Source organism: Streptomyces sp. NPDC008079 (assembly GCF_042957385.1).
GTDB lineage: Bacteria > Actinomycetota > Actinomycetes > Streptomycetales > Streptomycetaceae > Actinacidiphila.
This window is the reverse complement of sequence record NZ_JBIBIC010000002.1, coordinates 530,365-552,489: the sequence shown is the minus strand read 5'-3', so window position 1 is coordinate 552,489 and position 22,125 is coordinate 530,365. Positions and strand designations below refer to the sequence as shown.

General features: G+C 71.5%; 20 protein-coding genes. 9 read left to right on the top strand and 11 right to left on the bottom strand.

All coding sequences use genetic code 11. The annotated features are described in order from the left end of the window. Window positions 1-587: 587 nt before the first annotated feature. Window positions 588-1,847, bottom strand: coding sequence for a tyrosine--tRNA ligase (gene tyrS / locus ACFZAM_RS09450; RefSeq protein ID WP_355333623.1), 1,260 nt, complete (start codon window positions 1,845-1,847; stop codon window positions 588-590). A 100-nt stretch (window positions 1,848-1,947) separates the two neighbouring features. After that, complete coding sequence (locus ACFZAM_RS09445) at window positions 1,948-2,583, bottom strand: DNA-3-methyladenine glycosylase (protein WP_391044243.1); 636 nt, start codon at window positions 2,581-2,583, stop codon at window positions 1,948-1,950. Between the two features lie 92 nt (window positions 2,584-2,675). Here ACFZAM_RS09445 and ACFZAM_RS09440 point away from each other — a divergent pair, with 92 nt between their 5' ends. From ACFZAM_RS09440 to ACFZAM_RS09430, 3 genes are all read left to right on the top strand, one after another. After that, entirely contained in the window at window positions 2,676-3,473 is a 798-nt protein-coding gene (locus ACFZAM_RS09440; protein WP_391044241.1) for a sporulation protein, read from the top strand. 54 nt (window positions 3,474-3,527) lie between these two features. After that, window positions 3,528-4,067, top strand: coding sequence for a YbhB/YbcL family Raf kinase inhibitor-like protein (locus tag ACFZAM_RS09435; protein WP_391044239.1), 540 nt, complete (start codon window positions 3,528-3,530; stop codon window positions 4,065-4,067). A 445-nt stretch (window positions 4,068-4,512) separates the two neighbouring features. Beyond that, window positions 4,513-5,022 carry an HNH endonuclease gene (locus tag ACFZAM_RS09430; RefSeq protein ID WP_391044238.1) on the top strand — a complete coding sequence of 170 codons (510 nt, stop codon included), beginning with the start codon at window positions 4,513-4,515 and terminating at the stop codon, window positions 5,020-5,022. An 82-nt stretch (window positions 5,023-5,104) separates the two neighbouring features. Here ACFZAM_RS09430 and ACFZAM_RS09425 read toward each other — a convergent pair whose 3' ends face one another. From ACFZAM_RS09425 to ACFZAM_RS09410, 4 genes are all read right to left on the bottom strand, one after another. Further along, entirely contained in the window at window positions 5,105-5,872 is a 768-nt protein-coding gene (locus tag ACFZAM_RS09425) for a sulfite exporter TauE/SafE family protein (RefSeq protein WP_355333633.1), read from the bottom strand. Window positions 5,873-6,041: 169 nt separating this feature from the next. After that, a complete protein-coding gene (locus ACFZAM_RS09420) occupies window positions 6,042-6,998 on the bottom strand; it encodes an SPFH domain-containing protein (RefSeq protein WP_355333636.1) in 957 nt (318 codons plus the stop codon). Between the two features lie 187 nt (window positions 6,999-7,185). Next, entirely contained in the window at window positions 7,186-7,617 is a 432-nt protein-coding gene (locus ACFZAM_RS09415; RefSeq protein WP_317452506.1) for an NfeD family protein, read from the bottom strand. A 58-nt stretch (window positions 7,618-7,675) separates the two neighbouring features. Beyond that, window positions 7,676-8,467, bottom strand: a complete 792-nt coding sequence (locus tag ACFZAM_RS09410; protein WP_355333638.1) for an ABC transporter ATP-binding protein — start codon at window positions 8,465-8,467, stop codon at window positions 7,676-7,678. A gap of 123 nt (window positions 8,468-8,590) precedes the next feature. Between ACFZAM_RS09410 and ACFZAM_RS09405 the strand changes: the two genes are divergently transcribed. Next, the gene (locus ACFZAM_RS09405) at window positions 8,591-9,379 is read left to right on the top strand and encodes a hypothetical protein (protein ID WP_391044235.1); all 789 of its coding nucleotides are present in this window, start codon (window positions 8,591-8,593) and stop codon (window positions 9,377-9,379) included. Between the two features lie 205 nt (window positions 9,380-9,584). Here the strand turns inward: ACFZAM_RS09405 and ACFZAM_RS09400 are convergent, their stop codons facing one another. From ACFZAM_RS09400 to ACFZAM_RS09390, 3 genes are all read right to left on the bottom strand, one after another. Further along, window positions 9,585-9,830, bottom strand: a complete 246-nt coding sequence (locus tag ACFZAM_RS09400) for a chaplin (protein WP_188279867.1) — start codon at window positions 9,828-9,830, stop codon at window positions 9,585-9,587. A gap of 276 nt (window positions 9,831-10,106) precedes the next feature. After that, window positions 10,107-10,751 (bottom strand): response regulator transcription factor, encoded by a 645-nt coding sequence (locus tag ACFZAM_RS09395; protein WP_093714340.1) that lies wholly within the window; start codon window positions 10,749-10,751, stop codon window positions 10,107-10,109. Further along, window positions 10,744-11,907 (bottom strand): GAF domain-containing sensor histidine kinase, encoded by a 1,164-nt coding sequence (locus ACFZAM_RS09390; RefSeq protein WP_355333645.1) that lies wholly within the window; start codon window positions 11,905-11,907, stop codon window positions 10,744-10,746. Before ACFZAM_RS09390 ends, ACFZAM_RS09395 begins: the two co-directional genes overlap by 8 nt. Window positions 11,908-12,100: 193 nt before the next feature. On the opposite strand from ACFZAM_RS09390, the gene ACFZAM_RS09385 reads away from it, so the two are divergent. The 3 genes from ACFZAM_RS09385 to ACFZAM_RS09375 all read left to right on the top strand — a co-directional run bounded on the left by ACFZAM_RS09385 (window position 12,101) and on the right by ACFZAM_RS09375 (window position 15,090). After that, window positions 12,101-12,829 (top strand): SDR family NAD(P)-dependent oxidoreductase, encoded by a 729-nt coding sequence (locus ACFZAM_RS09385; RefSeq protein WP_391044231.1) that lies wholly within the window; start codon window positions 12,101-12,103, stop codon window positions 12,827-12,829. Beyond that, window positions 12,826-14,004 (top strand): S-adenosylmethionine:tRNA ribosyltransferase-isomerase, encoded by a 1,179-nt coding sequence (locus ACFZAM_RS09380; RefSeq protein WP_391044228.1) that lies wholly within the window; start codon window positions 12,826-12,828, stop codon window positions 14,002-14,004. The genes ACFZAM_RS09385 and ACFZAM_RS09380 overlap by 4 nt, the downstream gene beginning before the upstream one ends. 252 nt (window positions 14,005-14,256) lie before the next feature. Then, window positions 14,257-15,090, top strand: a complete 834-nt coding sequence (locus ACFZAM_RS09375) for a lytic transglycosylase (RefSeq protein WP_355333654.1) — start codon at window positions 14,257-14,259, stop codon at window positions 15,088-15,090. Window positions 15,091-15,189: 99 nt separating this feature from the next. On the opposite strand, the gene ACFZAM_RS09370 is transcribed toward ACFZAM_RS09375, so the two are convergent. Beyond that, on the bottom strand, window positions 15,190-17,880 hold the full coding sequence (locus ACFZAM_RS09370) for an FHA domain-containing protein (RefSeq protein ID WP_391044225.1): 2,691 nt from the start codon (window positions 17,878-17,880) through the stop codon (window positions 15,190-15,192). A gap of 199 nt (window positions 17,881-18,079) precedes the next feature. On the opposite strand from ACFZAM_RS09370, the gene ACFZAM_RS09365 reads away from it, so the two are divergent. Together ACFZAM_RS09365 and serB are read left to right on the top strand one after the other, a co-directional pair. After that, the gene (locus ACFZAM_RS09365; RefSeq protein ID WP_391044223.1) at window positions 18,080-19,873 is read left to right on the top strand and encodes a streptophobe family protein; all 1,794 of its coding nucleotides are present in this window, start codon (window positions 18,080-18,082) and stop codon (window positions 19,871-19,873) included. Window positions 19,874-20,220: 347 nt separating this feature from the next. Next, the gene (gene serB / locus ACFZAM_RS09360; RefSeq protein ID WP_355333662.1) at window positions 20,221-21,465 is read left to right on the top strand and encodes a phosphoserine phosphatase SerB; all 1,245 of its coding nucleotides are present in this window, start codon (window positions 20,221-20,223) and stop codon (window positions 21,463-21,465) included. Between the two features lie 117 nt (window positions 21,466-21,582). Here the strand turns inward: serB and ACFZAM_RS09355 are convergent, their stop codons facing one another. After that, window positions 21,583-22,098, bottom strand: a complete 516-nt coding sequence (locus ACFZAM_RS09355; protein ID WP_355333665.1) for a histidine phosphatase family protein — start codon at window positions 22,096-22,098, stop codon at window positions 21,583-21,585. Between the last annotated feature and the right edge of the window lie 27 nt (window positions 22,099-22,125).

Genomic DNA, 22,125 nt, shown 5'->3' with positions numbered 1-22,125 from the left:
GCGTTCGTCCTGAGCCAGGATCAAACTCTCCGTGAATGTCACCGGGATATCCCGGAACAACACGCAAGAGCGGCGCGACCGGGAGGAATAATCCCCGTCGCGCACAGCGTCCTCGCTGTGTTTTGTTCTTCAAAGGAACCACGCCCCACGAACCACAATCGGTCCGCGAAGACGGGGTATCAACATATCTGGCGTTGACTTTTGGCACGCTGTTGAGTTCTCAAGGAACGGAAGCTTCCTTCAGACCGTTTCACCGGCCCTCCGGGCTTTCCCTTCGTGTTTCCAACCCTACCAGATCCGCTGTGCGTTTCCGGCCCCTGATTAGATCGGGGTTTGTTTCCCGCCTTTCGGCGTGTCCACTACGTTAGCCCATTTCCCGGGCGACTCATAATCGAGTCCATCGAATTGGATTTTGGCGCACCAAAATACAGCCCGATGATCGGGAAGACGTAGGTAGTGGGTGGCCGCCCGGTGCGGTAGGGGCTGATGTGAACCATCCCCACCGTTTTGGCGGCTTGGACTACGTTACGCACGAGCGGCGACCGAGTCAAGCTCGGCCGCCGCTCAAACGTAGATTTCCAGCCGTGTCAAGCGAGTTCGACCGCTCCGAGGTTCTTCTTGCCCCGGCGCAGCACCAGCCAACGCCCGTGGATCAGATCGGAGTCGGCGGGAACCGCGTCCTCGCTGGTCACCTTGGTGTTGTTGAGGTACGCGCCGCCCTCCTTGATGGTGCGGCGGGCGGCGGACTTGCTCGGGACCAGCTCGATCAGGGCCAACAGGTCGGCCACCGGGGCCAGTTCGCTGACCTGCGCCTTCGGGAGTTCGCTGAGCGCGGCGGCCAGGGTGGCCTCGTCCAGGTCGGCGAGTTCGCCCTGGCCGAAAAGTGCCTTGGAAGCGGCGATCACGGCGGCGCACTGGTCGGCGCCGTGCACCAGCGTCGTCAGCTCCTCGGCGAGGGCGCGCTGGGCCGCGCGGGCCTGCGGGCGTTCCTCGGTCGAGCGCTCCAGCTCCTCGATCTCCGCCCGCGAGGCGAAGCTGAAGATGCGCAGGAAGGTGGCGATGTCACGGTCGTCGGCGTTCAGCCAGAACTGGTAGAAGGCGTACGGCGTGGTCATCTCCGCGTCGAGCCAGATGGCGCCGCCCTCGGTCTTGCCGAACTTGGTGCCGTCCGCCTTGGTGATCAGCGGGGTGGCCAGCGCGTGCACCGAGGCGCCCTCGACGCGGTGGATGAGGTCGATGCCCGCCGTGAGGTTGCCCCACTGATCACTGCCGCCGGTCTGGAGCGTGCAGCCGTACCGCCGGTACAGCTCCAGGAAGTCCATGCCCTGGAGGATCTGGTAGCTGAACTCCGTGTAGCTGATGCCCTGGTCGGAGTTGAGGCGGCGGGCCACGGCCTCCTTGCTGATCATCTTGTTCACCCGGAAGTGCTTGCCGATGTCGCGCAGGAACTCGATGGCCGACAGGCCCGACGTCCAGTCCAGGTTGTTCACCATGGTCGCGGCGTTGGGCCCCTCGAAGGAGAGGTAGGGCTCGATCTGGGCGCGTACCCGCTCGACCCACTCCGCGACGACTTCGGGCGCGTTCAGCGTGCGCTCGGCCGACGGCTTGGGGTCGCCGATCAGACCGGTGGCGCCGCCGACCAGTCCGAGCGGGCGGTGGCCGGCGAGCTGGAGGCGGCGGATGGTCAGGATCTGGACCAGGTTGCCGAGGTGCAGGCTGGGCGCGGTCGGGTCGAAGCCGCAATAGACCGTGACAGGGCCGTCCGCGAACGCCTTGCGCAGTGCGTCCTCGTCAGTGGAAACGGCGATCAGCCCTCGCCACCGCAGCTCGTCGACGATGTCCGTCACGGGTCTCGTGTCTCCCTCTTGTGGGTGCTGGGGGTCGGATACGGCTTCGCGTACCCGGTGCGTGAAGCGTGTCCGAGGGTACGCGGTTCCGGCCAGTCGTTTATCGACGCTTGCGCGGGGCGTGGGCGCGGTAGGGGCTGACGGTGGGGTCGCCGTCGATCCAGTAGCGCCAGGGGTGGTCGGCGCCCGCGCCGCCGACGCCGGTGCGCGGGCCGGTGCGGACGAGGGCGGGCGGGGGCGGGGTCCCGGTGAGGACGCGCAGCGGTCCGCCGGGGCCGCAGGCGTCGGCTCCGTTGAGCGAGCGGTCGACGGACAGTGCGGTGGCGAGCCGGGCGGGGCCCTGGGCGAGGTCGCTGTCCTTGCGGGAGGTGGGGCGGTGGGCGCGGGCGAGGTCGGCGCCGGTGGTGATCTCGCCGCCGCGCAGCAGGACTCCGCTGGGGGTGCCTTCGGGACCGCAGACCAGGTTGAGGCAGAACCACATGCCGTAGGTGAAGTAGACGTAGGTGTGTCCGGGCGGGCCGAACATCACTGCGTTGCGGTCGGTGCGGCCCCGGTAGGCGTGGGAGCCGGGGTCGTTGGGGCCGTCGTACGCCTCGACTTCGGTGAGGCGCAGGGTGACCGGTCCTTGGTCGGTGGTGCGGACCAGGGTGCGGCCGAGCAGGTCGGGGGCGATGTCCAGGACCGGCCGGTCGAAGAACGCCCGGTCGAGCGGGACCTGTTCGGGTGGCGTGATCACGGTTCAGGAGCGTAGTGGAACCGGACGGGGCGTCCCGGCGTTCGTAGAGTTCGCACAGCGTGAGCCAGTGGATGCGGTCAGGGAGAGTGCGTATGGGGTTCAGGAAGATGATGGCGAGTCTCGGGGCCGGCGGGGCGTCGGTGGAGACGGAGCTGCACCAGGCCGATGTGGTGCCCGGCGGGGTGGTCGAGGGTTCGGTGCGGGTGCAGGGCGGTTCGGTCGAGCAGCGGATACAGGGGCTGACGGTCGGGTTGCAGGCGCGCGTCGAGGTGGAGCGCAGGGACGCGCAGGGCAATGAGACGGAGTCCTTGCAGAACATCGAGTTCCATACGCAGCAGATCGCCGGCGAGTTCATGGTGCGGGCGGGGGCGGTGCACGATGTGCCGTTCTCGTTGGAGGTGCCGTGGGAGACGCCGGTGACGATGTTCATGGGGCGGCAGCTCACGGGGATGAACGTGGGGGTGACGACGGAGTTGCAGATCGCCCGCGCGGTGGACAAGGGGGATCTGGACCCGGTGAACGTCCACCCGCTGCCCGCGCAGGAGGCGCTGCTCGACGCGTTCGGGCGGCTGGGGTTCGCCTTCAAGAGCGCGGATCTGGAGAAGGGGACGATGCGGAACACGCGGCAGCGGCTGCCGTTCCACCAGGAGATCGAGTTCCGTACGCCGGAGCAGTACCGGGGGCTCAAGGAGGTCGAGCTGACGTTCGTCGCGGACGGCGACGAGATGGATGTCGTCCTGGAGATGGACAAGAAGCCGGGGCTGTTCGGCGGCGGCAGTGACACGTACCGCTCCTTCACGATGAGCATGCACTCCTTCGAGGAGACGGACTGGGCGGCCTATCTGCACCAGTGGCTCGCCGAGGTGGGCGGCAAGCGGAACTGGTTCTGACCGGGGCCCTAGGCTCGGGGCGGAATCAATCGTGTGCGATCAGGAGGTGTCGAGGTGACCGAGCAAGCGCGACGGCCGCTCCCCCATGACTTCCACCCGCAGGTGCCGGAGTTCACCGTGGTGAGCGACGACGTGGTACCGGGCGGGGTACTCAAGGACGATCAGGTGTACGCGGCGGGCAATGTCTCGCCGCAGCTTCGGTGGGAGGGGTTCCCGGCCGGGACGAAGAGCTTCGCCGTCACGTGCTACGACCCGGACGCGCCGACCGGCAGCGGTTTCTGGCACTGGGTGCTGTTCGACATCCCCGCGTCGGTGACGGAGCTGCCGCGCGGTGCGGGTTCCAGTGCTTTCCCGGGGCTGCCCGCGGGCGCGACGCACGCGCGGAACGACTACGGGACGCGGGATTTCGGTGGCGCGGCGCCGCCGCCCGGTGACGGGTCGCACCGGTATGTGTTCACGGTCTACGCGGTGGACACCGAGAAGCTGGGCCCGGACGCGGACGCCTCGCCCGCGTTCGTCGGGTTCAATCTGCGCTTCCACACGCTGGGCAGGGCGCAGTTGATCGGTGAGTACGAGGTGCGGGCCGGAGGCTGAGCCCGCCGGGTCTGTCGCGCTGAGCGCTCGGGATATTACGTTGCGCTCCGCCGTTCCCCGTCGCACAGTGGTGCGTGCCTGACGACGTGACCACCGTCCTCAGGCTGTCGGCACCGCGGTGGCGGGGGCGGCCGGGCGTCTGCGTCCGCCGTCTGCCGGAGTTCGGTCTGCGGGCCGGGCGTCCACGCCGACGGACGCGCTCCGGGTGCCCGTTCGACACGGGGGACGGCACCCGGAGCGCAGACCTTTCCCCGGGACGAGCCCCCGGCCGAGCCCGGAGGGACGCGGGGACGTGCCCCGGCGCGGAATCCGGGATGAACAGGACCTTTCCACCTGCCGATCTTCCGGTTGCGGCCGTGAAATTGCGTTGTCGGCGGCCGTGTCCCGGGGTCACAGTGGATCCACTTCGCCATGGGGGCGGGGCAGGGCCCGGGAGGTGGGCGGGATGCGTGAGACGCTGGTGCTGAATGCGAGCTTCGAGCCGCTGTCGACGGTGTCGCTGCGGCGTGCTGTCGTGCTGGTGATGCAGGACAAGGCCGTCGTGGAGCAGGCGCATCCCGGGCTGCGCATCCGTGCCGCCGCGGTGGAGGTTCCGGTGCCGCAGGTGATCAGGCTCTGCCGGTACGTGCGGGTGCCGTTCCGACAACGGGCCCCGTGGTCGCGGCGCGGTGTGCTGGTACGTGACCGGCACCGGTGCGCGTACTGCGGGCGCAGGGCCACCACGGTCGACCACGTACAGCCGAAGTCGCGCGGGGGCGGTGACACCTGGCTGAACACGGTGGCCGCGTGCGGCGAGGACAATCAGCGCAAGGCGGACCGTACTCCCGAGCAGGCGGGGATGCGGCTGCTGGTCCGGCCGTTCGAGCCGACGCCGGCGGACACGCTGCTGTTGGCGCTGGGGGTGCGGGACGGGTTCGGGCTGCCGGAGTGGCTGCCCGTTCCGGCGACGGCCTGAGCGCCCCTTCGCGTGCGGGGAATCGAGGTCGTGGGGCCGTGAGGTCCCGACGGGGCGGGGCCCTTCCCTTCGGGGAGGGGCCCTATTTCAGCAGGAGTTGGACGATCGCGGCGGTGCCGACGACGACGATGAGTCCGCGCAGGGCGGCGGGCGGGAGGCGGCGGCCGACGCGGGCGCCGATCAGGCCGCCGATGACGGCGCCGCCCGCGATGAGGCCGACGGCGGTCCAGTTCATGTGGGCGACGATGATGAAGAACAGGGCCGCCACGCCGTTGACGACGGCGGCGAGGACGTTCTTCATGCCGTTGACGCGTTGCAGGGACTCGTTGAGCACCAGGCCCATCAGGGAGAGGTACAGCACGCCCTGGGCGGCGCCGAAGTAGCCGCCGTACATGCTGGCGAGCAGCATGCCGACGACGAGGGCGGTGCCGCCGTGGGCGGGGGCCTGGGTGCCGGTACGGTCGCGGCGGGCCTGGACGGCGCGGGCCAGGCGGGGTTGCAGCACGACCAGGACGAGCGCGATGGCGATGAGGACGGGGACGATCGCCTTGAACGCCGTGGACGGCAGGGTCACGAGCAGGACGGCGCCGATGAGTCCGCCGACGAGGGCGACGGCGCCGAGCCGCAGCAGGCGCGGTCGCTGGCCCTGGAGTTCACCGCGGTAGCCGATGGCGCCGGTGATCGAACCGGGCACCAGGCCCAGTGAGTTGGACACGTTGGCCGTGACGGGCGGCAGTCCGACGGCGAGCAGGACGGGGAAGGTGATCAGCGTCCCCGAGCCGACGATGGTGTTGATGGTGCCCGCGCCGATTCCGGCCGCGAACACGGCGAGGGCTTCCGGCAGAGTCATGCGTCGTCTCCATGATCTTCGCGCGTCCTCCCCGCCGTCGAGGTCGAGGGGTGCGCGGCGATCATGTCATAGGGGGCTGCGGCGGGCTTCCGGGCCGGGGCGGTCCTCGTCAGTGCTGGTCAGCGCTGGTCAGCGCTGGTCAGCGCTGGTCAGCGCTGGTCAGCGCTGGTCAGTCCTTGTCGAAGGGCGGGGACTCGCGGCGCGGGGCGGGCGCGGTGGCGGGCTCGCGTGAGCCGTTGCCGGGAGCGCCGGGGGCGCCCGGGAGGTTGACGATGCCGCCGAGGCCCTTGAGCGCGTCGTTCAGCTCGCTGGGGATGATCCACAGCTTGTTGGCGTCGCCCTCGGCTATCTTCGGCAGCATCTGGAGGTACTGGTAGGCGAGGAGCTTCTGGTCCGGGTCGCCCGCGTGGATCGACTCGAAGACCGTGCGGATCGCCTGGGCCTCACCTTCGGCGCGCAGCGCGGCGGCCTTGGCGTCACCTTCCGCGCGCAGGATCGAGGACTGCTTCTCGCCCTCCGCCGTGAGGATCTGGGACTGCCGGATGCCCTCCGCGGTGAGGATCGCGGCGCGCTTGTCACGGTCGGCGCGCATCTGCTTCTCCATCGAGTCCTGGATGGAGGTGGGCGGTTCGATCGCCTTCAGCTCGACGCGGTTGACGCGGATGCCCCACTTGCCGGTGGCCTCGTCCAGGACGCCGCGCAGTGCCGCGTTGATCTCCTCGCGGGAGGTCAGGGTCCGCTCCAGGTCCATGCCGCCGATGATGTTGCGGAGCGTGGTGACGGTGAGCTGCTCGATGGCCTGGATGTAGCTGGCGACCTCGTACGTCGCGGCGCGGGCGTCGGTCACCTGGTAGTAGATGACGGTGTCGATGTTGACCACCAGGTTGTCCTGGGTGATCACCGGCTGCGGCGGGAACGGCACGACCTGCTCTCGCAGGTCGATGCGGTTGCGGATGGTGTCGATGAACGGCACCACGATGTTGAGGCCGGCGCTGAGGGTCCGGGTGTAGCGGCCGAAGCGCTCGACGATGGCGGCGCTGGCCTGCGGAATCACCTGGACCGTCTTGATCAGCGCGATGAAGACGAGCACCACCAGGATGATCAGGACGATGATGATGGGCTGCATGTCCACTCCCCGCGCGGGTCGGCTGCGGGAGTACGACGTACTCCGGCATGATCAATTCTGGCAGAACGGCCGCCTGTCGCGGGCGGGTTCGGTGATTTCCCGGCCCTCGTCGGCGACGTTCGGATGTCGGGTGTTCAGGTGTCGGGTGTTCGGGTGTCGGGTGTTCAGGTGTCCGGAGGCCGGGTGTTCAGATGACGACGGCGGTCGCTCCGTCGATCTCCACCACGTCCACCTGCTGCCCCGGGTCGTAGACCCGGCCGTGCTCCAGGGCGCGGGCCGACCAGACCTCTCCGCCGAGTTTGATCCGTCCGTTGGCACCGCCGTCGACACGTTCCAGGACGACGGCCTGCTTGCCCTTGAGGGCGTCGACACCGCTGCGCTGTTCCGGGCGTTGCCGGTTGCGGTACGCGATGGGCCGTACGAAGACCAGCAGCGCGACCGAGACGACGACGAAGACGATCACCTGGGCGACGATCCCGCCGCCCATTCCGGCCGTGACCGACCCGGCCACCGCTCCGACGGCGAACATCCCGAATTCGGGCATCGCCGTGATCACCAGCGGTATCCCGAGACCCACTGCCGCTATCAGCCACCACACCCATGCGTCCACGTCGCCAATCGTAGGCGTGCGGAGGGCAGTTGCGGCAGTACGCAATGGAAACCCGGACGAAAACCCTTCAGGACAGCGGCAGTCCGGCGGCCGTCCAGCGGTCGCCGCGGCGCTCGACGACCAGAGGGAGGCCGAAGCAGCGGGACAGGTTGCGGGAGGTGAGTTCGAGGTCGATCGGTCCCGCGGCGACGACCTTGCCCTGCTGGATCATCAGGACGTGGGTGAAGCCGGGGGCGATCTCCTCGACGTGGTGGGTGACCATGATCATCGAGGGGGCGATGGGGTCGCGGGCCAGCCGGCCGAGGCGGCGGACCAGGTCCTCGCGTCCGCCGAGGTCGAGGCCGGCGGCGGGCTCGTCGAGCAGCAGCAGCTCGGGGTCGGTCATCATCGCGCGGGCGATCAGGGTGCGCTTGCGCTCGCCCTCGGACAGGGTGCCGAACTTGCGGCCGAGGTACTCGCTCATCCCGAGCCGGTCGAGGAACGCGCGGGCGCGGTCCTCGTCGACCTGCTCGTACCCCTCGTTCCAGGTTGCGGTCATGCCGTACGCGGCGGTGAGGACGGTCTCCAGGACCGTCTGCCTGCGCGGCATCTTCTCGGCCATGGCGGCGCCCGCCATGCCGATCCGCGGCCGGAGTTCGAACACGTCCACGTTGCCGAGCTTGTCGCCGAGGATCTGGACGGTGCCGGTGGTGGGGAAGAGATAGCTGGACGCGACATTGAGCAGGGTGGTCTTGCCCGCCCCGTTGGGTCCGAGGATGACCCAGCGTTCCCCCTCGGCGACCGACCACGACACGTGGTCCACCAGAGCCCGTCCGTCGCGGACCACGGATACGTCCACCAGCTCCAGCACATCGCTCATGAGCGCGTTGTCTCCCATTGCAGTCTCGGCTGTCTGCCGTGTGCGCGGGTAGGCACCGGCAGAAGGATCCCCCGGGGAAAACTTACGCCACCGCGCGACGGGTCCGTTCCATAGGCTGGGGGCATGCTTGATGAACCTCGCTCAGGGCGGCTGACCGCGTGGGGAAATGCCCTGCTTGCCGGACTTGCCGCCCCCGATGACGTCGCACAGGAGATCACGGCGGACGACGCCGTGCACCGGATCTCGGGGCTGCCGGGTGAGCACGTCCCGGTGGGGCTGACGCTGGGGCTCGGCAGGCTGCGCGCGCTGGGCGTGACGGGGCTGCGGCTCGCGCTGCCGGTGGCCGGGCATCCGCTGGGGCTGAGCGGGCCGCCGGAGTTCAACGCGCGGGCGCTGGCCGCGGGCGAGGCGGTGGTCACCGTCGGCGGCGCGGCGCTCGGTCTGGTGCCCGAGGTCCGCGAGGCGGGCCCGGCCGGCGATGTGCACGTCGAGGTCGAGTGGCGGTGCCTGCCGGTACGGGACGCGCCGCCCGCCGACGTACCGTCGCTGAGCGAGGCCGAGCGGGAGCTGGCCGAGGCGCTGCGGGACGCCACGAACGCGCTGGCGCGGCTGGACGTGGCGGGCGCGGGTCCGTCCGCGCACGCGGCGCTCGAGGCGTACCGGGCGCGCGCCGAGCGCGGCGGCGAGGTGCTCGCGCCGGGGTATCCGCCGCGCGCGGTACGGGTGCTGGCGCTGGCGCAGCGGGTCGCGGCGCTGGTGGAGATCGCCTCCGACGGGCACGGCGCGGCGGTGAGCGCCTCGCAGATCGCGGCGCGGGCGGAGCTGCTGCGGCCGGTGGAGCGTACGGCGCGCAGGGCGCAGGTGGCGGCGTACAACGCGTATGTCGAGGAGGCGGAGCGGCGCAGGACCTGACATCCCACGCGGGGCGCGGCGCAGGACCTGACGTCCCCGCGCGGGGCGCGGCGCAGGACCTGACGTCCCCGCGCGGGGCGCGGCGCGGGACCCTACATCCCACGGCGCGGCGCGGCGGCGCGTGGGGAGGCCCCGCGGCTACGGGGAGGGATCCCGTGCCGCGGAGCCTTCGGCGAGGCGGGCCGGAAGTCCGCGTCGTCCGTGGTTACTTGTTGACGGCGACGTTGCCGAACGCCGGGTTCAGCAGGCCGATCACGTTCACCGAGTTGCCGCTGAGGTTGACCGGGATGTGCACCGGAACCTGCACCAGGTTGCCGGAGCCCACGCCCGGGGACTTCACGGCGGTGCCGCACGCGTCGGCGCCGCTGGCGGCGGAGGCCACACCGGTACCGGCGACGGCCAGGCCGCCCGCCACGAGGGTGACGGTCGCGGCCTTCTTGAGGTTCATCACTTCGAACTTCCTCTTTGCTGGGGGCACCTCCCAGCCGTGGCCGGGGGTGCACCGCGGCAATCCGCCGCGGTACGCCCTGCAGAACGGGTCACCGTGGATCAGGTTGCGCCGTTCGGACGACATACACCCGACAGTATGAATCTCACTCCGCCGAACGGATGCCCGCACGGACAGGTGGACGGCGGCCCGCACGGGCACGTGGTGGTCGGCCCGCACGGGCACGCGGTGGTCGGCCCGCACGGACAGGTGGACACGGTGGCGCCGCGAGCGGTCCCGTCAGTTCCCCACGCCGTTGCGCACCGCCCACAGCGCGGCCTGGGTGCGGTCGGCGAGGTCGAGCTTCATGAGGATGTTGGAGACGTGGGTCTTGACCGTCTTCTCGGAGAGCACCAGCGCGCGGGCGATCTCCCGGTTCGAGCGGCCGTCGGCGATCAGGCCGAGGACTTCGCGCTCCCGCTCGGTCAGCGCGTTGCCCCGGCCCTGGCCGGTGCCGCCCTGCTCCTGGGAGAGCAGCGCGCCCGCGACCTCGGGCTGGAGCAGGACGTGCCCGGCGTGCACGGAGCGGATGGCGTCGGCGAGCGCGACCGGGTCCACGTCCTTGTAGACGTATCCGGCGGCGCCCGCCCGCAGCGCGGGCACGACGGTGCGCTGTTCGGTGAAGCTGGTCACGATCAGCACCCGTGCCGGGTTCTCGGCGTCGCGCAGCAGCCGCAGCGCCTCGATGCCGTCGACACCGGGCATCTTGACGTCCATGAGGATCACGTCGGGCCGCAGTTCCTGGGCGCGGGCCACGCCTTCCTCGCCGTCGCCCGCCTCGCCGACCACCTCGATGTCGCCCTGCACCTCGAGGAAGGTGCGCAGCCCCCTGCGGACGACCTGGTGGTCGTCGACCAGCAGCACGCGGATGGTGTTCTCAGCCACCGGGCACCTCCATCTCGATGACGGTGCCCTTGCCGGGCTCCGATTGCACGGTGAGCCGGCCGCCGACGCCGCCGGCCCGGTCCCGCATGGAGACCAGTCCGAGGTGCCGTCCGGCCCGGCGGACCGCGGTGGGGTCGAAGCCGCGGCCGTCGTCGCGGATCCGCAGCAGCGCGCCCTTGCCGTGGCCTTCCAGGATGACGTCCACGGCGTCGGCGTGCGCGTGCCGCAGGGCGTTGTGCATCGCTTCCTGGGCGACCCGCAGCAGCGCCTCCTCCTGCGCGGCGGGCAGCGCCCGCACCCGGACGGCGTGGAAGGTGACGTCGGCGGAGTGGACACGGTCCAGGACGTCGGCCTGGGTGCGCAGGGTGGCGACGAGGCCGTCCTCGTCCAGGGCGGCCGGGCGCAGTTCCACCACGACGGCGCGCAGTTCGTCGGCGGCCTCGGCGGCGAGCGCCGCGACCTGCTTCAGCTCGCCCTTGGCGCGCGCCGGGTCGCAGTCGACCAGCGCGGCGGCGGCCTGGGCGGTCAGCCGCAGCGAGAAGAGTTTCTGCGAGACGGCGTCGTGCAGTTCGTGCGCGATCCTGGCCCGCTCCCCCGCCAGCGTCAGCTCGCGGCTGCGCTCGTAGAGCCGGGCGTTGGTCAGGGCGATCGCGGCGTGGTCGGCGAGAATCCGCAGCAGGTCCTCGTCGTCCTCGGTGAAGCCGCAGGTGCCGTCGGCGCCGCGGGTCCCGCCGGGGCCGCACTTCTTGTTGGCGAGGAAGAGCGCGCCGAGGATCTCGTCGCCGTCAACCACCGGCATGCCGATGAAGTCGCGCATGTCGGGGTGGTGCTTGGGCCAGCCCTGGAAGTCCTCGAAGGTGCGGACGTCGGCGAGCCGCAGCGGGGTCGCCTCGTGCAGGATCGCGGCGAGGATGCCGTGCTGCCGGGGCAGCGGGCCGATGGCCTTCCACTCCTCGTCGCTGACGCCGTCGACCACGAACTGCGCGAAGCCGCCGTGGTCGTCGGGCACGCCCAGGGCCGCGTATTCGGCGTCGAGCAGCTCGCGGGCGGACGCGACGATCGTCTGGAGGACGTCGCGCACCTCCACCTGGCGGCTCATCGCCAGGACCGCGGCGCTGACCGCTTCGATTCCGCCTCGTGGCGGCCGGATGGGCATGTCTCCACCGTACCGGCGCCGGGTGACGGTCCGTATGCGCCGCCGGACCGACCGTCCTCGGTCGTGTGGCCTAGTTCCAAGTGACCGTGAGGCGTGCGGCGGCCGGCCGAGGCGTGTGCGGCCGGGGCGTTCCTACGGTGAGGGCACGAGGTGGTCCGGCGGACGGCCGGGCCCCGGTGCGGAGGGCTGGATCATGCCGGTAGCGATCATCACGGGAGCGTCGCGCGGACTGGGGCGGGCGCTGGCCGCCGAGCTGGCGGGGCGCGGCTGGGACCTCGTACTGGACGGGCGGAACGCGGACGCGCTGCGGTCGGCCGCGGCGGACCTGGAACGGTACGGCCCGGATCACGCCGGGGGCGCGGCGGTACGGCCACGGGTGCGGGCGGTGCCGGGCGACGTGACCGCGGCGGGGCACCGGGCGGAGCTGGTGGCGGCGGCGCGCGAGCTGGGCGGGGTGGATCTGCTGGTGAACAACGCGAGCGCACTGGGCGCTGAGCCGCTGGTGCCGCTGGCCGAGCTGCCGGTGGCGGGGCTGCGGGAGGCGCTGGAGACGAATGTGACGGCTCCCTTCGCGCTGGTGCGGGAGGCGCTGCCGCTGCTGCGGGCGGTGGGCGGCGCGGTGCTGAACGTCAGCTCGGACGCGGCGGTGGAGGCGTATCCGACCTGGGGCGGGTACGGGGCGAGCAAGGCGGCGCTCGACCACTTGTCGGCGGTGCTGGCCGAGGAGGAACCGGGGCTGCGGGTGTGGTGGGTGGACCCGGGCGATCTGCGGACCGGGCTGTACGCGGCGGCCGTGCCCGACGACGCGGACTTCGCCGCCCGGCCGCTGCCGGAGTCGGTGGTCCCGGCCTTCCTGCGGCTGCTCGACGAGGCCGCGCCCAGCGGGCGCTACAGCGCCCCGGTCCTGCTGGAGGCGCGATGAGTGCGGTACGGGAGGGCGCGCAGGCGGCGCGGCCCGCGAAGGACTCCGGGCGGGGGGCCGCGAAGGACCCCTATATAAAGAGGACAGGAGCGGGCAATAAGGACATCGGGCGGGGCAGGGGCCCGGCCGGGGCTCCGCGGGCCGGGCTGGCGGGGCTGCGCGTCCCGGACTCGCTGCTCGCGACGGCCCCGGCCGCCCGCCGGGACGCGGTACGGCTGCTGGTCGGCGAGCAGCGCACCGGCGCGGTCACCCACCACGGCTTCCGCGACCTGCCGAAGCTGCTGCGGGCCGGTGACGTCCTGGTGGTGAACACCTCGCGGACGCTGCCCGCGGCCGTGGACGGGCGGCTCGACGGACAGCCGGTGGTGGTGCACTGGTCCACCCGCCGGGACGACGGCCGCTGGGTGGTGGAGGTCCGCGACCCGGACGGGCACGGCTCGACGGTCCGCAGGGCCGGCGGTCCCGCGGGCGCGGTGGTCGAGTTGCGCGCCGGGGCCCGGCTGGTGCTGGAGGAGCCGCTCGACCCGGCCGGGGACCGGCTGTGGGTGGCCGCGCCCTCGCTGCCGGACCCGGTCGCGTACATGCGGCGGTACGGGCGGCCGATCCGGTACGGCTACACCGACCGGGACCAGCCGCTGGCGGCGTACCAGACGGTGTTCTCCGCCCGGTCGACGGACGGCCTCGGCTCCGCGGAGATGCCGAGCGCCGGGCGGCCCTTCACCACGGCGCTGGTGACGGAGCTGGTCTGCCGGGGCGTGCAGGTCGCGCCGATCACGCTGCACACCGGGGTGGCGTCGGTCGAGGCGCACGAGCCGCCGTACGCCGAGCCGTACACCGTGTCGGCGGCGACGGCCTGGCAGGTGAACGCGGCGCGCGCGGCGGGCGGCCGGGTGGTGGCGGTGGGGACGACGGCGGTACGGGCGCTGGAGTCGGTGGCGGACGAGCGCGGTGTGGTGCGGCCGGGCGGCGGCTGGACGGAGCTGGTGGTCACCCCGGAGCGCGGGGTGCGCGCGGTGGACGGGCTGCTGACCGGACTGCACGAGCCGGAGGCCACGCACCTGTTGATGCTGCGGGCGCTGTCGGGCGACCGGCTGCTGGAGCGGGTCTACGCCGAGGCGCTGCGCGGCGGTTACCTCTGGCACGAATTCGGCGACGTCAATCTCCTGCTGCCATAAACGTCACATAAAGCACCCCCTCCGTCACCTTGGGCGACGGAGGGGGCGACGGCGTGTGAGGTGACCTATAGGACGTACGTCACATACTAAGTCGCCTAGTGGAAAGGGCGCCTCACGCCACTGTCCGGGGGAATGCCGATTCCGATTTGTCCCTCGACCGTCTACGAAAGGAGTTCGTAGGAAGGCTCGTTGACCTCCGTTTTCCGACCCTCTAAGAATTCTCGGGTCCGCAAACGGAAGAGGTTAATTCCTATGCAGCTCCCCACGATCCCGAAGATCGGCCGGCTTACCAAGACCCACAAGATCACGGCGGCCGGCGCCGTCGCCGCGACCGCTGTCGTCCTGGCCGTCACCGGTCTCCAGGGGACCGGCGGGACTGCCTCCGCCGCGGTCGGTGACCCCACCGGCTTCCAGGTCTCCACCGGCGACCAGGTCAAGAGCATCGAAGCGCAGGCCGGCATCGCCTCGGAGCGCGCGATCACCGAGGCCGCGGCGAAGAAGAAGGCCGCGGACGAGGCGGCCAAGAAGAAGGCGGCCGACGAGGCCGCCGCGAAGAAGAAGGCCGCGGCCGACGCCGCGGCGCGGAAGAAGGCGGCAGCGGACGCCGCCGCCAAGAAGGCCGCCGCCGACGCGGCCGCCAAGAAGAAGGCCGCGGCCGACGCCGCCGCGCAGCGCGCCAAGGACACGGCCGCCGCGAACCGCTCCACGACGCGTACCGCCGTGCAGGCCGCCCCGCAGGCCAGCACCGCCGCCACGACCACGTACACCAACGACCTGGACGGCTGGATCAAGCAGTCGCTGGCGATCATGGCCCAGAAGGGCATCCCCGGCAGCTACGACGGCATCTACCGCAACATCATGCGCGAGTCGAGCGGCAACCCGCAGGCGATCAACCTGTACGACTCCAACGCCGCCGCCGGCATTCCGTCCAAGGGCCTGCTCCAGGTCATCGACCCGACCTTCCAGGCGTACCACGTCGACGGAACCTCGTGGGACATCTACGACCCGGTCGCGAACATCACCGCCGCCTGCAACTACGCCGCGGCGAACTACGGTTCCATGGACAACGTGAACTCCGCGTACTGATCCGCGCGTTCGGCTCCCACAGCCGCAGCGTGAAAGGGCGGCGGGACCTTTCGGGCCCGCCGCCCTTTCGGCGTATTCGGATTCGCTACTTCCGTTTCACTACTTCCGCATGACTTCCGGCTCGTGGCGGCGCAGCAGCCGCGAGACCACGATGCCGCACACGACGCCGAGCAGCACCAGGACGACCATGTCGATCGTCCACTGGCTCGCGGTGTGCTTCCACAGCGCGTCGGGGTTGCCCGGGTCCCACGGCATGATCACGTTGAGATTCGCCGTCGTGCCGAGCGCGGCCACCGCCCACCTGGCGGGCATCAGCCAGGCGAACTGCTCGATGCCGGGCGAGTCGTAGAGCTGGAAGAGCACGCCGGTGAACACCACCTGGACGATGGCGAACATGACCAGCAGCGGCATCGTCTTCTCCGCGGTCTTCACCAGCGAGGAGATGATCAGGCCGAACATCATCGAGGTGAAGCCGAGGCCGATGATGGCCAGGGTCATCTCGACCGCGGGCTGACTCTTCATGATGACGCCCTCGGTGGGCATCGCGCGCGGCGCGAACCCGATGCCGCAGATGACGGCGCCCTGCACCGCGGTGATCAGGCCGAGCACGATGACCTTGGACATCAGATACGCCGAACGCGACAGGCCGGTGGCCCGTTCCCGTTCGTAGATGACCCGTTCCTTGATCAGCTCGCGGACGGAGTTGGCGGCGCCGGAGAAGCAGGCGCCCACCGCGAGGATCAGCAGGATCGTGCCCGCGTCCTTGTTGACGCCGTGCGCCTTGGCCGGTCCTGGGCCCAGGCCGCTGGCCGCCGGGATGACGATGCTGACCACACCGAGCACCGCGGGCAGGATGAACATCAGGGCGATGAAGCCCCGGTCGGAGGCGATCACCGACATGTAGCGGCGGATCAGGGTGACGAGCTGCGGCAGCCACGCCTGCGGCTTGGGCGGCCTGGCCACCTGGTGCGGGATGACCGGCGCCTGCTGCGGGGCCGCCTGGTCCAGGTCCGCGGCGTACATCTGGTAGTGCTGCGAGCCGTGCCAGCGGCCCGACCAGTCGTAGTCGCGGTAGTTCTCGAAGGCGGAGAAGACATCGGCCCAGGTTTCGTAGCCGAAGAAGTTCAGCGCCTCGTCCGGCGGGCCGAAGTAGGCGACCGAGCCGCCGGGGGCCATCACCAGCAGCTTGTCGCAGAGCGCCAGTTCGGCGACGGAGTGGGTGACGACCAGTACCGTACGGCCGTCGTCGGCCAGGCCGCGCAGCAGCTTCATGACGTCGCGGTCCATGCCCGGGTCGAGGCCGGAGGTCGGCTCGTCCAGGAATATCAGCGAGGGTTTGGTGAGCAGTTCGAGGGCGACCGAGACGCGCTTGCGCTGGCCGCCGGAGAGCGAGGTGATGCGCTTGTCGGCGTGGATGTCGAGCTTCAGCTCGCGCAGTACCTCGTTGATCCGCGCCTCGCGCTCCGCGGACGCGGTGTCACCGGGGAAGCGGAGCTTGGCCGCGTACCGCAGTGCCGTCCTGACCTGGAGTTCCTTGTGCAGGATGTCGTCCTGCGGGACCAGGCCGATGCGCTGCCGCAGCTCGGCGAACTGCTTGTACAGATTGCGGTTGTCGTACAGCACCTCGCCCTGGTCGGCGGGGCGGTAGCCGGTGAGCGCGCGCAGCAGCGTGGACTTGCCGGAGCCGGACGGGCCGATCACGCCGATCAGCGACTTCTCCGGTACGCCGAAGGAGACGTCCTTGAGGATCTGCTTGGTCACCTTGCCGTGCGGCACGGTGACGGTCAGGCGGCGGGCGGAGAAGGAGACCTCGCCGGTGTCGACGAACTCCTCGAGGCGGTCGCCGACCAGCCGGAAGGTGGAGTGGCCGACGCCGACGATGTCGTTGGGGCCGAGCAGATGGCGCTGGATCGGCTGGCCGTTGACATACGTGCCGTTGTGGCTGCCGAGGTCGACGATCTCGTAGCGGCCGTCGGGGTGCGCGCGGAACTCCGCGTGGTACCGGGAGACCTGGAGGTCGGAGACGACCAGTTCGTTCTCCAGCGCGCGGCCGATCTTCATGACCCGGCCGAGGGCGAGCTGGTGGAAGGTGGTGGGGCTGCGGACGCCCTGCGGGTGTCCGCCGACGGGCTGCTGGGGCTGCGCGCGCGGGGCGGGCGGCTGCTGGACCGGCGGCTGACCCCAGCCGCCCTGGCCGCCCTGGCCCTGCTGGGGAGGCTGCGGCTGCCGCGCGTACTGCTGCGGCGGCACCTGCGCGGGCGGCTGTCCCCAGCCGCCGGGCTGCTGCTGACGCGGCGGGGCGGCGGGCGCCTGCGCGTGCATCTGCGCCTGCGGCTGGGCCTGGGCGGGCGGCTGGACGTGCTGCGGGGCCGGGGCCTGCGGGGCCCCGGCCTGTCCGACGGGTGCCGCGGCCCGCGCCTGCGGGTAGCGCTGCTGCGGCGTCGCGTGCGCGGTCTCCGCGCTGTACACATCGGCGCCGGCCTGCGCGCCCGCGGTGAAGTTCAGCCGGGGTCCGTCCGTGGCGTTGCCGAGGTGGACGGTCGAACCGGCCCCCACCTCGGTCTGCTGGACCCGCTGCCCCTGTACATAGGTGCCGTTGGTGCTGCCGAGGTCCTCGATCACCCAACCGCGTTCCGCACGGCGGATGGTGGCGTGCCGCCACGACACCCTGGCGTCGTCGAGTACCAGATCCCCCGACGGATCGCGCCCCAGGCTGTACGAGCGGGACGCGTCCAGCGTCCAGGTCCGTCCGTTCAATTCGAGTACGAGTTCAGGCACCCCAAGCCCCATGTGTTGTCCCCCGAGTAGTCCCCCATGGGGGGAGTCTAGAGATAGCGAAGTTCGGGAGGAACTATTGCAGGCTCCTGTCTCGTAACAGAAAACAAGCCCGATGTACGTGTTCCGCAACGGACGTTGACGCGGCACCCGTCCGCGCCCGAGAGTGGGGCGCATTGGGTGCATGGGGGGACGAACGGCCTCGGGGGTCGGGATGAGTGCACGGACCACGCCCTGGACGAGCGTCATGCTCGCCGCTGTGGCGTCGGTGAGTTGGGCGTTCCTGGCGATGGCGGGCACCGCCGCTCTCGCCTTACATCTATTGGGCGCGGACACCGCCGGATCACTGGGGCCGATGACGGCAGCCGTGGTCGCGATGGCGGTGGGCGGCAAGGTGCGGCCGGGCGGTGACGTCGGCGCGTTCGGACTGAGCGGATCGCAGACCCAGGGCGCGATCGGTATCGCGCCGCTGGGTGTGGCACTGGTCGGCGCGCTGCTGCTGTCGTGGGTGTTCCTGCGCTCGCTGCGCAGGGCGGGTCCGACGGTCGGTGTCGGCGAACTGGCGGCGCGGGTCGTGACGACCGCCGTGCTGTTCCTGGCGGTCCTCGGCGGTCTCGCCTGGGCGGGGCAGGACACGGTGGCCATCGACGGCGCCGCGCTCGGCCCGTCCAAGGGCACCACGGACGACCTGCTGAGCAAGCTGCCCGGCGTGGGCAAGATCAGCGGCGGCCTCACCGACGGGTTGCAGGGGCTGATCCAGACCAAGGCGTCGATCACCTTCGAGGTCGCCACCGGGCGGACCCTGGCGGGCGGCCTGGTGTGGGTGCTCGGCGTGCTGCTGATCGCGCTGCTCGCCTCGCGCAGGACACCGCTGCCGGCCGGATGGGAGGGCGTGCACCGCGCGGTGCGGCCCGCCGTGTCCGCGCTGACCGTCGTCATGGTGGTCGCGGTGCTCGCGGGTGACGCGGCGGCCTGTTACGCGGCGCTGACCGGCGACGAACCGGGCCGGATCATGGGCGCGGCGCTGATCGGCGCGCCCAACGGCGTATGGCTCGCGGTACCGCTCGGCCTGTTCGTGCCGTGGAAGGGACAGGCGTCGGGGCCGCTGACGTCGTTCCTGCCCGATCCCGTCGACAAGCTGCTGGCGGGCGGGTCCGGCAAGACGATCACACCGGGCGCGCTGGCCGAACTCGACAGCCGGGTCTGGCTGCTGCCGGTCGCCATCGCGGTGATGATGCTGCTCGCGGGCGCGCTCACCGCCACCCGCACTCCGCTCGACGGTGCCGCCAAGGGCGGTTTCGTCGCACGGTGCGCGGTGCGGCTCGGCCTGGTCACGGCCGTGGCGCTGCCGCTGCTGTCGCATCTGAGCAAGGTGAAGGTCAACGCGAATCTGTCGGTCTTCGGCTTCGACGCCGTCGGCGCCGGAGTCGACCTGCACGGCAGCCTCCCGCTGGGACTGCTGCTCGGCGCCGTCTGGGGCGCGGGCATGGGCGCGGTGGGCGCGCTGCTCGCGCTGGCCACCGGGGCGGCGGGACAGCAGGTCGCGGCGCTGGCCCGGCCGGGCGGGGGCGCGCTTCCCGATACGGGTGACGGCGCCTACGACAGCGGCGGTCCGGCGCCGGGCGCCGAGGAGGGCGTGCACGTGTCCGGCTCCGCCGGGGGCGACGACGCGGGCCGTACGTATCCGGAGCTGGCCTATCGGGCGGGACCGTATCTGCCGAGCCCGGTCTACCGTCCGGAGGACGGTGAGGAGCCCAACCCGTACGCCGGGGGCGGCGGCGAGCCCAATCCTTACGCCGGGCCGCGGCCCGGTGACGAGCCGAATCCGTACAAGGCCCCGCAGGCTGGCGGGGTGGACGCCGCGCCGACCATCGCGGGGCCGCCGCCGCCCGGTTTCCGTCGGCCGCGAGGCGGCTCCGGCGGGGCCGGGGCTTCGGGTCGGCCGGAGGAGAAGTGGCCGGAGCCGCCGCCTCCCCCGCCGCCTGCCGCGCCGCGCGGGCCCCGCTGAGCCGGCGTCCGCCGGGGGTGCGGGGATCTGCGGGGCCCCGCACGCCTCGGGCTCACGGCCCGAACGCGAACATCGTCTGCCCCATGAGGGCGGTGTTCACAGCTCGCCAGCGCGAGCGCTGGTCGCGCAGTTCCCCGCGCCCCTGAAAAACCTGGTCCCGCGCAGTCGCACCGCGCCGCACCTCCGCTCCTGAAGGCGAGGCCCGCGCCCCCCGGAAAACCTGGTCCCGCGCAGCCGCGCCGCGCCGCACCTCCGATCCTGAAGGCGAGGCCCGCGGTCTTGGGGGCGGTCCGCCAACCGAGACGGCCGATCATCGGGCCGGGCGGGGCGGCTACGGTGGGAGCACCATGAACGACGTCTCGCAGACCGCGCCTGTCGCCGCCGTTCCGCCGGCGGACGCGCCCACCATTCTGGTCAAGATCTTCGGCAAGGACCGTCCCGGCATCACCGCGGGGCTCTTCGACACGCTCGCCGCCTTCCGGGTGGACGTGGTGGACATCGAGCAGGTCGTCACGCGGGGCCGGATAGTGCTGTGCGCCCTGGTGACGGCGCCCTCCCCCGGCCTCGAAGGCGAACTGCGCTCCACCGTGCACAGTTGGGCCGAGTCCATCGGCATGGAGGCGGAGATCATCTCCGGCACCGGCGACAACAGGCCGCGCGGCGAGGGCCGTTCGCATGTCACCGTGCTCGGCCGCCCGCTGACCGCCGAGTCGACCGCGGCCACCGCCGCCCTGATCACCAACGCGGGCGGCAACATCGACCGCATCTTCCGGCTGGCCAAGTACCCGGTGACGGCGGTGGAGTTCGCCGTCTCCGGCGCCGAGCCCGGTGTGCTGCGCTCGGTGCTCTCGGTCGAGGCGGCGGCGCTCGGCATCGACGTGGCCGTGGTCCCCGCCGGTCTCCAGCGCAGGGCGCAGCGGCTGGTCGTGATGGACGTGGACTCCACCGTCATCCAGGACGAGGTGATCGAGCTCTTCGCCGCGCACGCGGGCTGCGAGGCCGAGGTCGCCGCGGTGACGGCCGCCGCGATGCGCGGCGAGCTGGACTTCGAACAGTCGCTGCACGCCCGGGTGGCGCTGCTGGCCGGTCTCGACGCGTCCGTGGTCGACAAGGTCCGCTCCGAGGTGCGGCTCACGCCCGGCGCGCGCACCCTGATCCGTACACTCAAGCGGCTCGGCTACCAGGTCGGCGTGGTCTCCGGCGGCTTCACCCAGGTCACCGACGACCTGAAGGTGCGGCTCGGCCTGGACTTCGCGGCGGCCAACACCCTCGAAGTGGTGGACGGCCGCTTCACCGGCAAGGTCGTCGGCCCGATCGTGGACCGGGCGGGCAAGGCGCGCCTGCTGCGCAGCTTCGCCGAGCAGGCCGGGGTGCCGCTCAGCCAGACCGTCGCGATCGGCGACGGCGCGAACGACCTGGACATGCTGAACGCGGCCGGGCTCGGCGTCGCCTTCAACGCCAAGCCCGTCGTACGCCAGGCGGCCGACACCGCCGTGACCGTACCTTTCCTCGACACCGTGCTGTATCTGCTGGGCATCACCCGCGAGGAGATCGAGGCCGCCGACGCGCTGGACGGCGTGCCGACGCTCTGACCGCGACAATTCCCGCGCCGGGCCGGGCGCCGATACGTATCCGTACGCACGCGCACCGGTTCGCGCCGTCCCGTAGCGGCTACGGCGCTCGTACCGGCCGCGCGGGCCTCGTACCGGTCAGTCGTGCGGCGCCCAGAAGGCGGTCAGGCGGCCGACGCCGTGTTCGACGGACTTCCAGGAGCCCGAGAAGGTGACGACGGCGAAGGCGGCGGTGGGGAAGCCGCGGGTCATCCGGGCCGCGGTGTCGCCTTCGGCGGTACCCGCGAGCGCGTCGGCGAGGGCGTGCATGCCGGGGTTGTGGCCGATCAGCAGCAGCGAGCCGACCTCGTCCGAGGTCTCGGTGAGCAGCGCGAGCAGATCGCCGAGCGAGGCTTCGTAGAGCCGCTCCTCGTAGACGGTCTTGGGGCGGTGCGGCATTTCGTGGGCGGCGAGCTTCCAGGTCTCGCGGGTGCGGACCGAGGTGGAGCACAGCGCCACGTCGGGGGTGATGCCGTCGTCGGCGAAACGGAGGCCCGCCGCAGCGGCGTCCAGCCGGCCGCGGTCGGCCAGTGGCCGCTCGTGGTCGGCGACCGACGGCCAGTCGGCCTTGGCGTGGCGGAGAAGGACGATCGTGCGGGTCGAATCGACGGTCATGTCCTTCAGCTTTCCAGAAAACCCGCT

Bases quoted from the DNA above. Each gene is read 5' to 3' on its own strand.
- ACFZAM_RS09425 (WP_355333633.1), bottom strand. From the start codon at position 5,872: ATGACTCTGCCGGAAGCCCTCGCCGTGTTCGCGGCCGGAATCGGCGCG.
- ACFZAM_RS09420 (WP_355333636.1), bottom strand. From the start codon at position 6,998: ATGCAGCCCATCATCATCGTCCTGATCATCCTGGTGGTGCTCGTCTTC.
- ACFZAM_RS09410 (WP_355333638.1), bottom strand. From the start codon at position 8,467: ATGAGCGATGTGCTGGAGCTGGTGGACGTATCCGTGGTCCGCGACGGA.
- ACFZAM_RS09355 (WP_355333665.1), bottom strand. From the start codon at position 22,098: ATGACCGTCGATTCGACCCGCACGATCGTCCTTCTCCGCCACGCCAAG.
- ACFZAM_RS09405 (WP_391044235.1), top strand. From the start codon at position 8,591: ATGCTTGATGAACCTCGCTCAGGGCGGCTGACCGCGTGGGGAAATGCC.
- ACFZAM_RS09375 (WP_355333654.1), top strand. From the start codon at position 14,257: ATGCAGCTCCCCACGATCCCGAAGATCGGCCGGCTTACCAAGACCCAC.
- ACFZAM_RS09430 (WP_391044238.1), top strand. From the start codon at position 4,513: ATGCGTGAGACGCTGGTGCTGAATGCGAGCTTCGAGCCGCTGTCGACG.
- ACFZAM_RS09365 (WP_391044223.1), top strand. From the start codon at position 18,080: ATGAGTGCACGGACCACGCCCTGGACGAGCGTCATGCTCGCCGCTGTG.
- ACFZAM_RS09380 (WP_391044228.1), top strand. From the start codon at position 12,826: ATGAGTGCGGTACGGGAGGGCGCGCAGGCGGCGCGGCCCGCGAAGGAC.
- ACFZAM_RS09390 (WP_355333645.1), bottom strand. From the start codon at position 11,907: ATGCCCATCCGGCCGCCACGAGGCGGAATCGAAGCGGTCAGCGCCGCG.
- ACFZAM_RS09440 (WP_391044241.1), top strand. From the start codon at position 2,676: ATGGGGTTCAGGAAGATGATGGCGAGTCTCGGGGCCGGCGGGGCGTCG.
- ACFZAM_RS09385 (WP_391044231.1), top strand. From the start codon at position 12,101: ATGCCGGTAGCGATCATCACGGGAGCGTCGCGCGGACTGGGGCGGGCG.
- ACFZAM_RS09370 (WP_391044225.1), bottom strand. From the start codon at position 17,880: ATGGGGCTTGGGGTGCCTGAACTCGTACTCGAATTGAACGGACGGACC.
- serB (WP_355333662.1), top strand. From the start codon at position 20,221: ATGAACGACGTCTCGCAGACCGCGCCTGTCGCCGCCGTTCCGCCGGCG.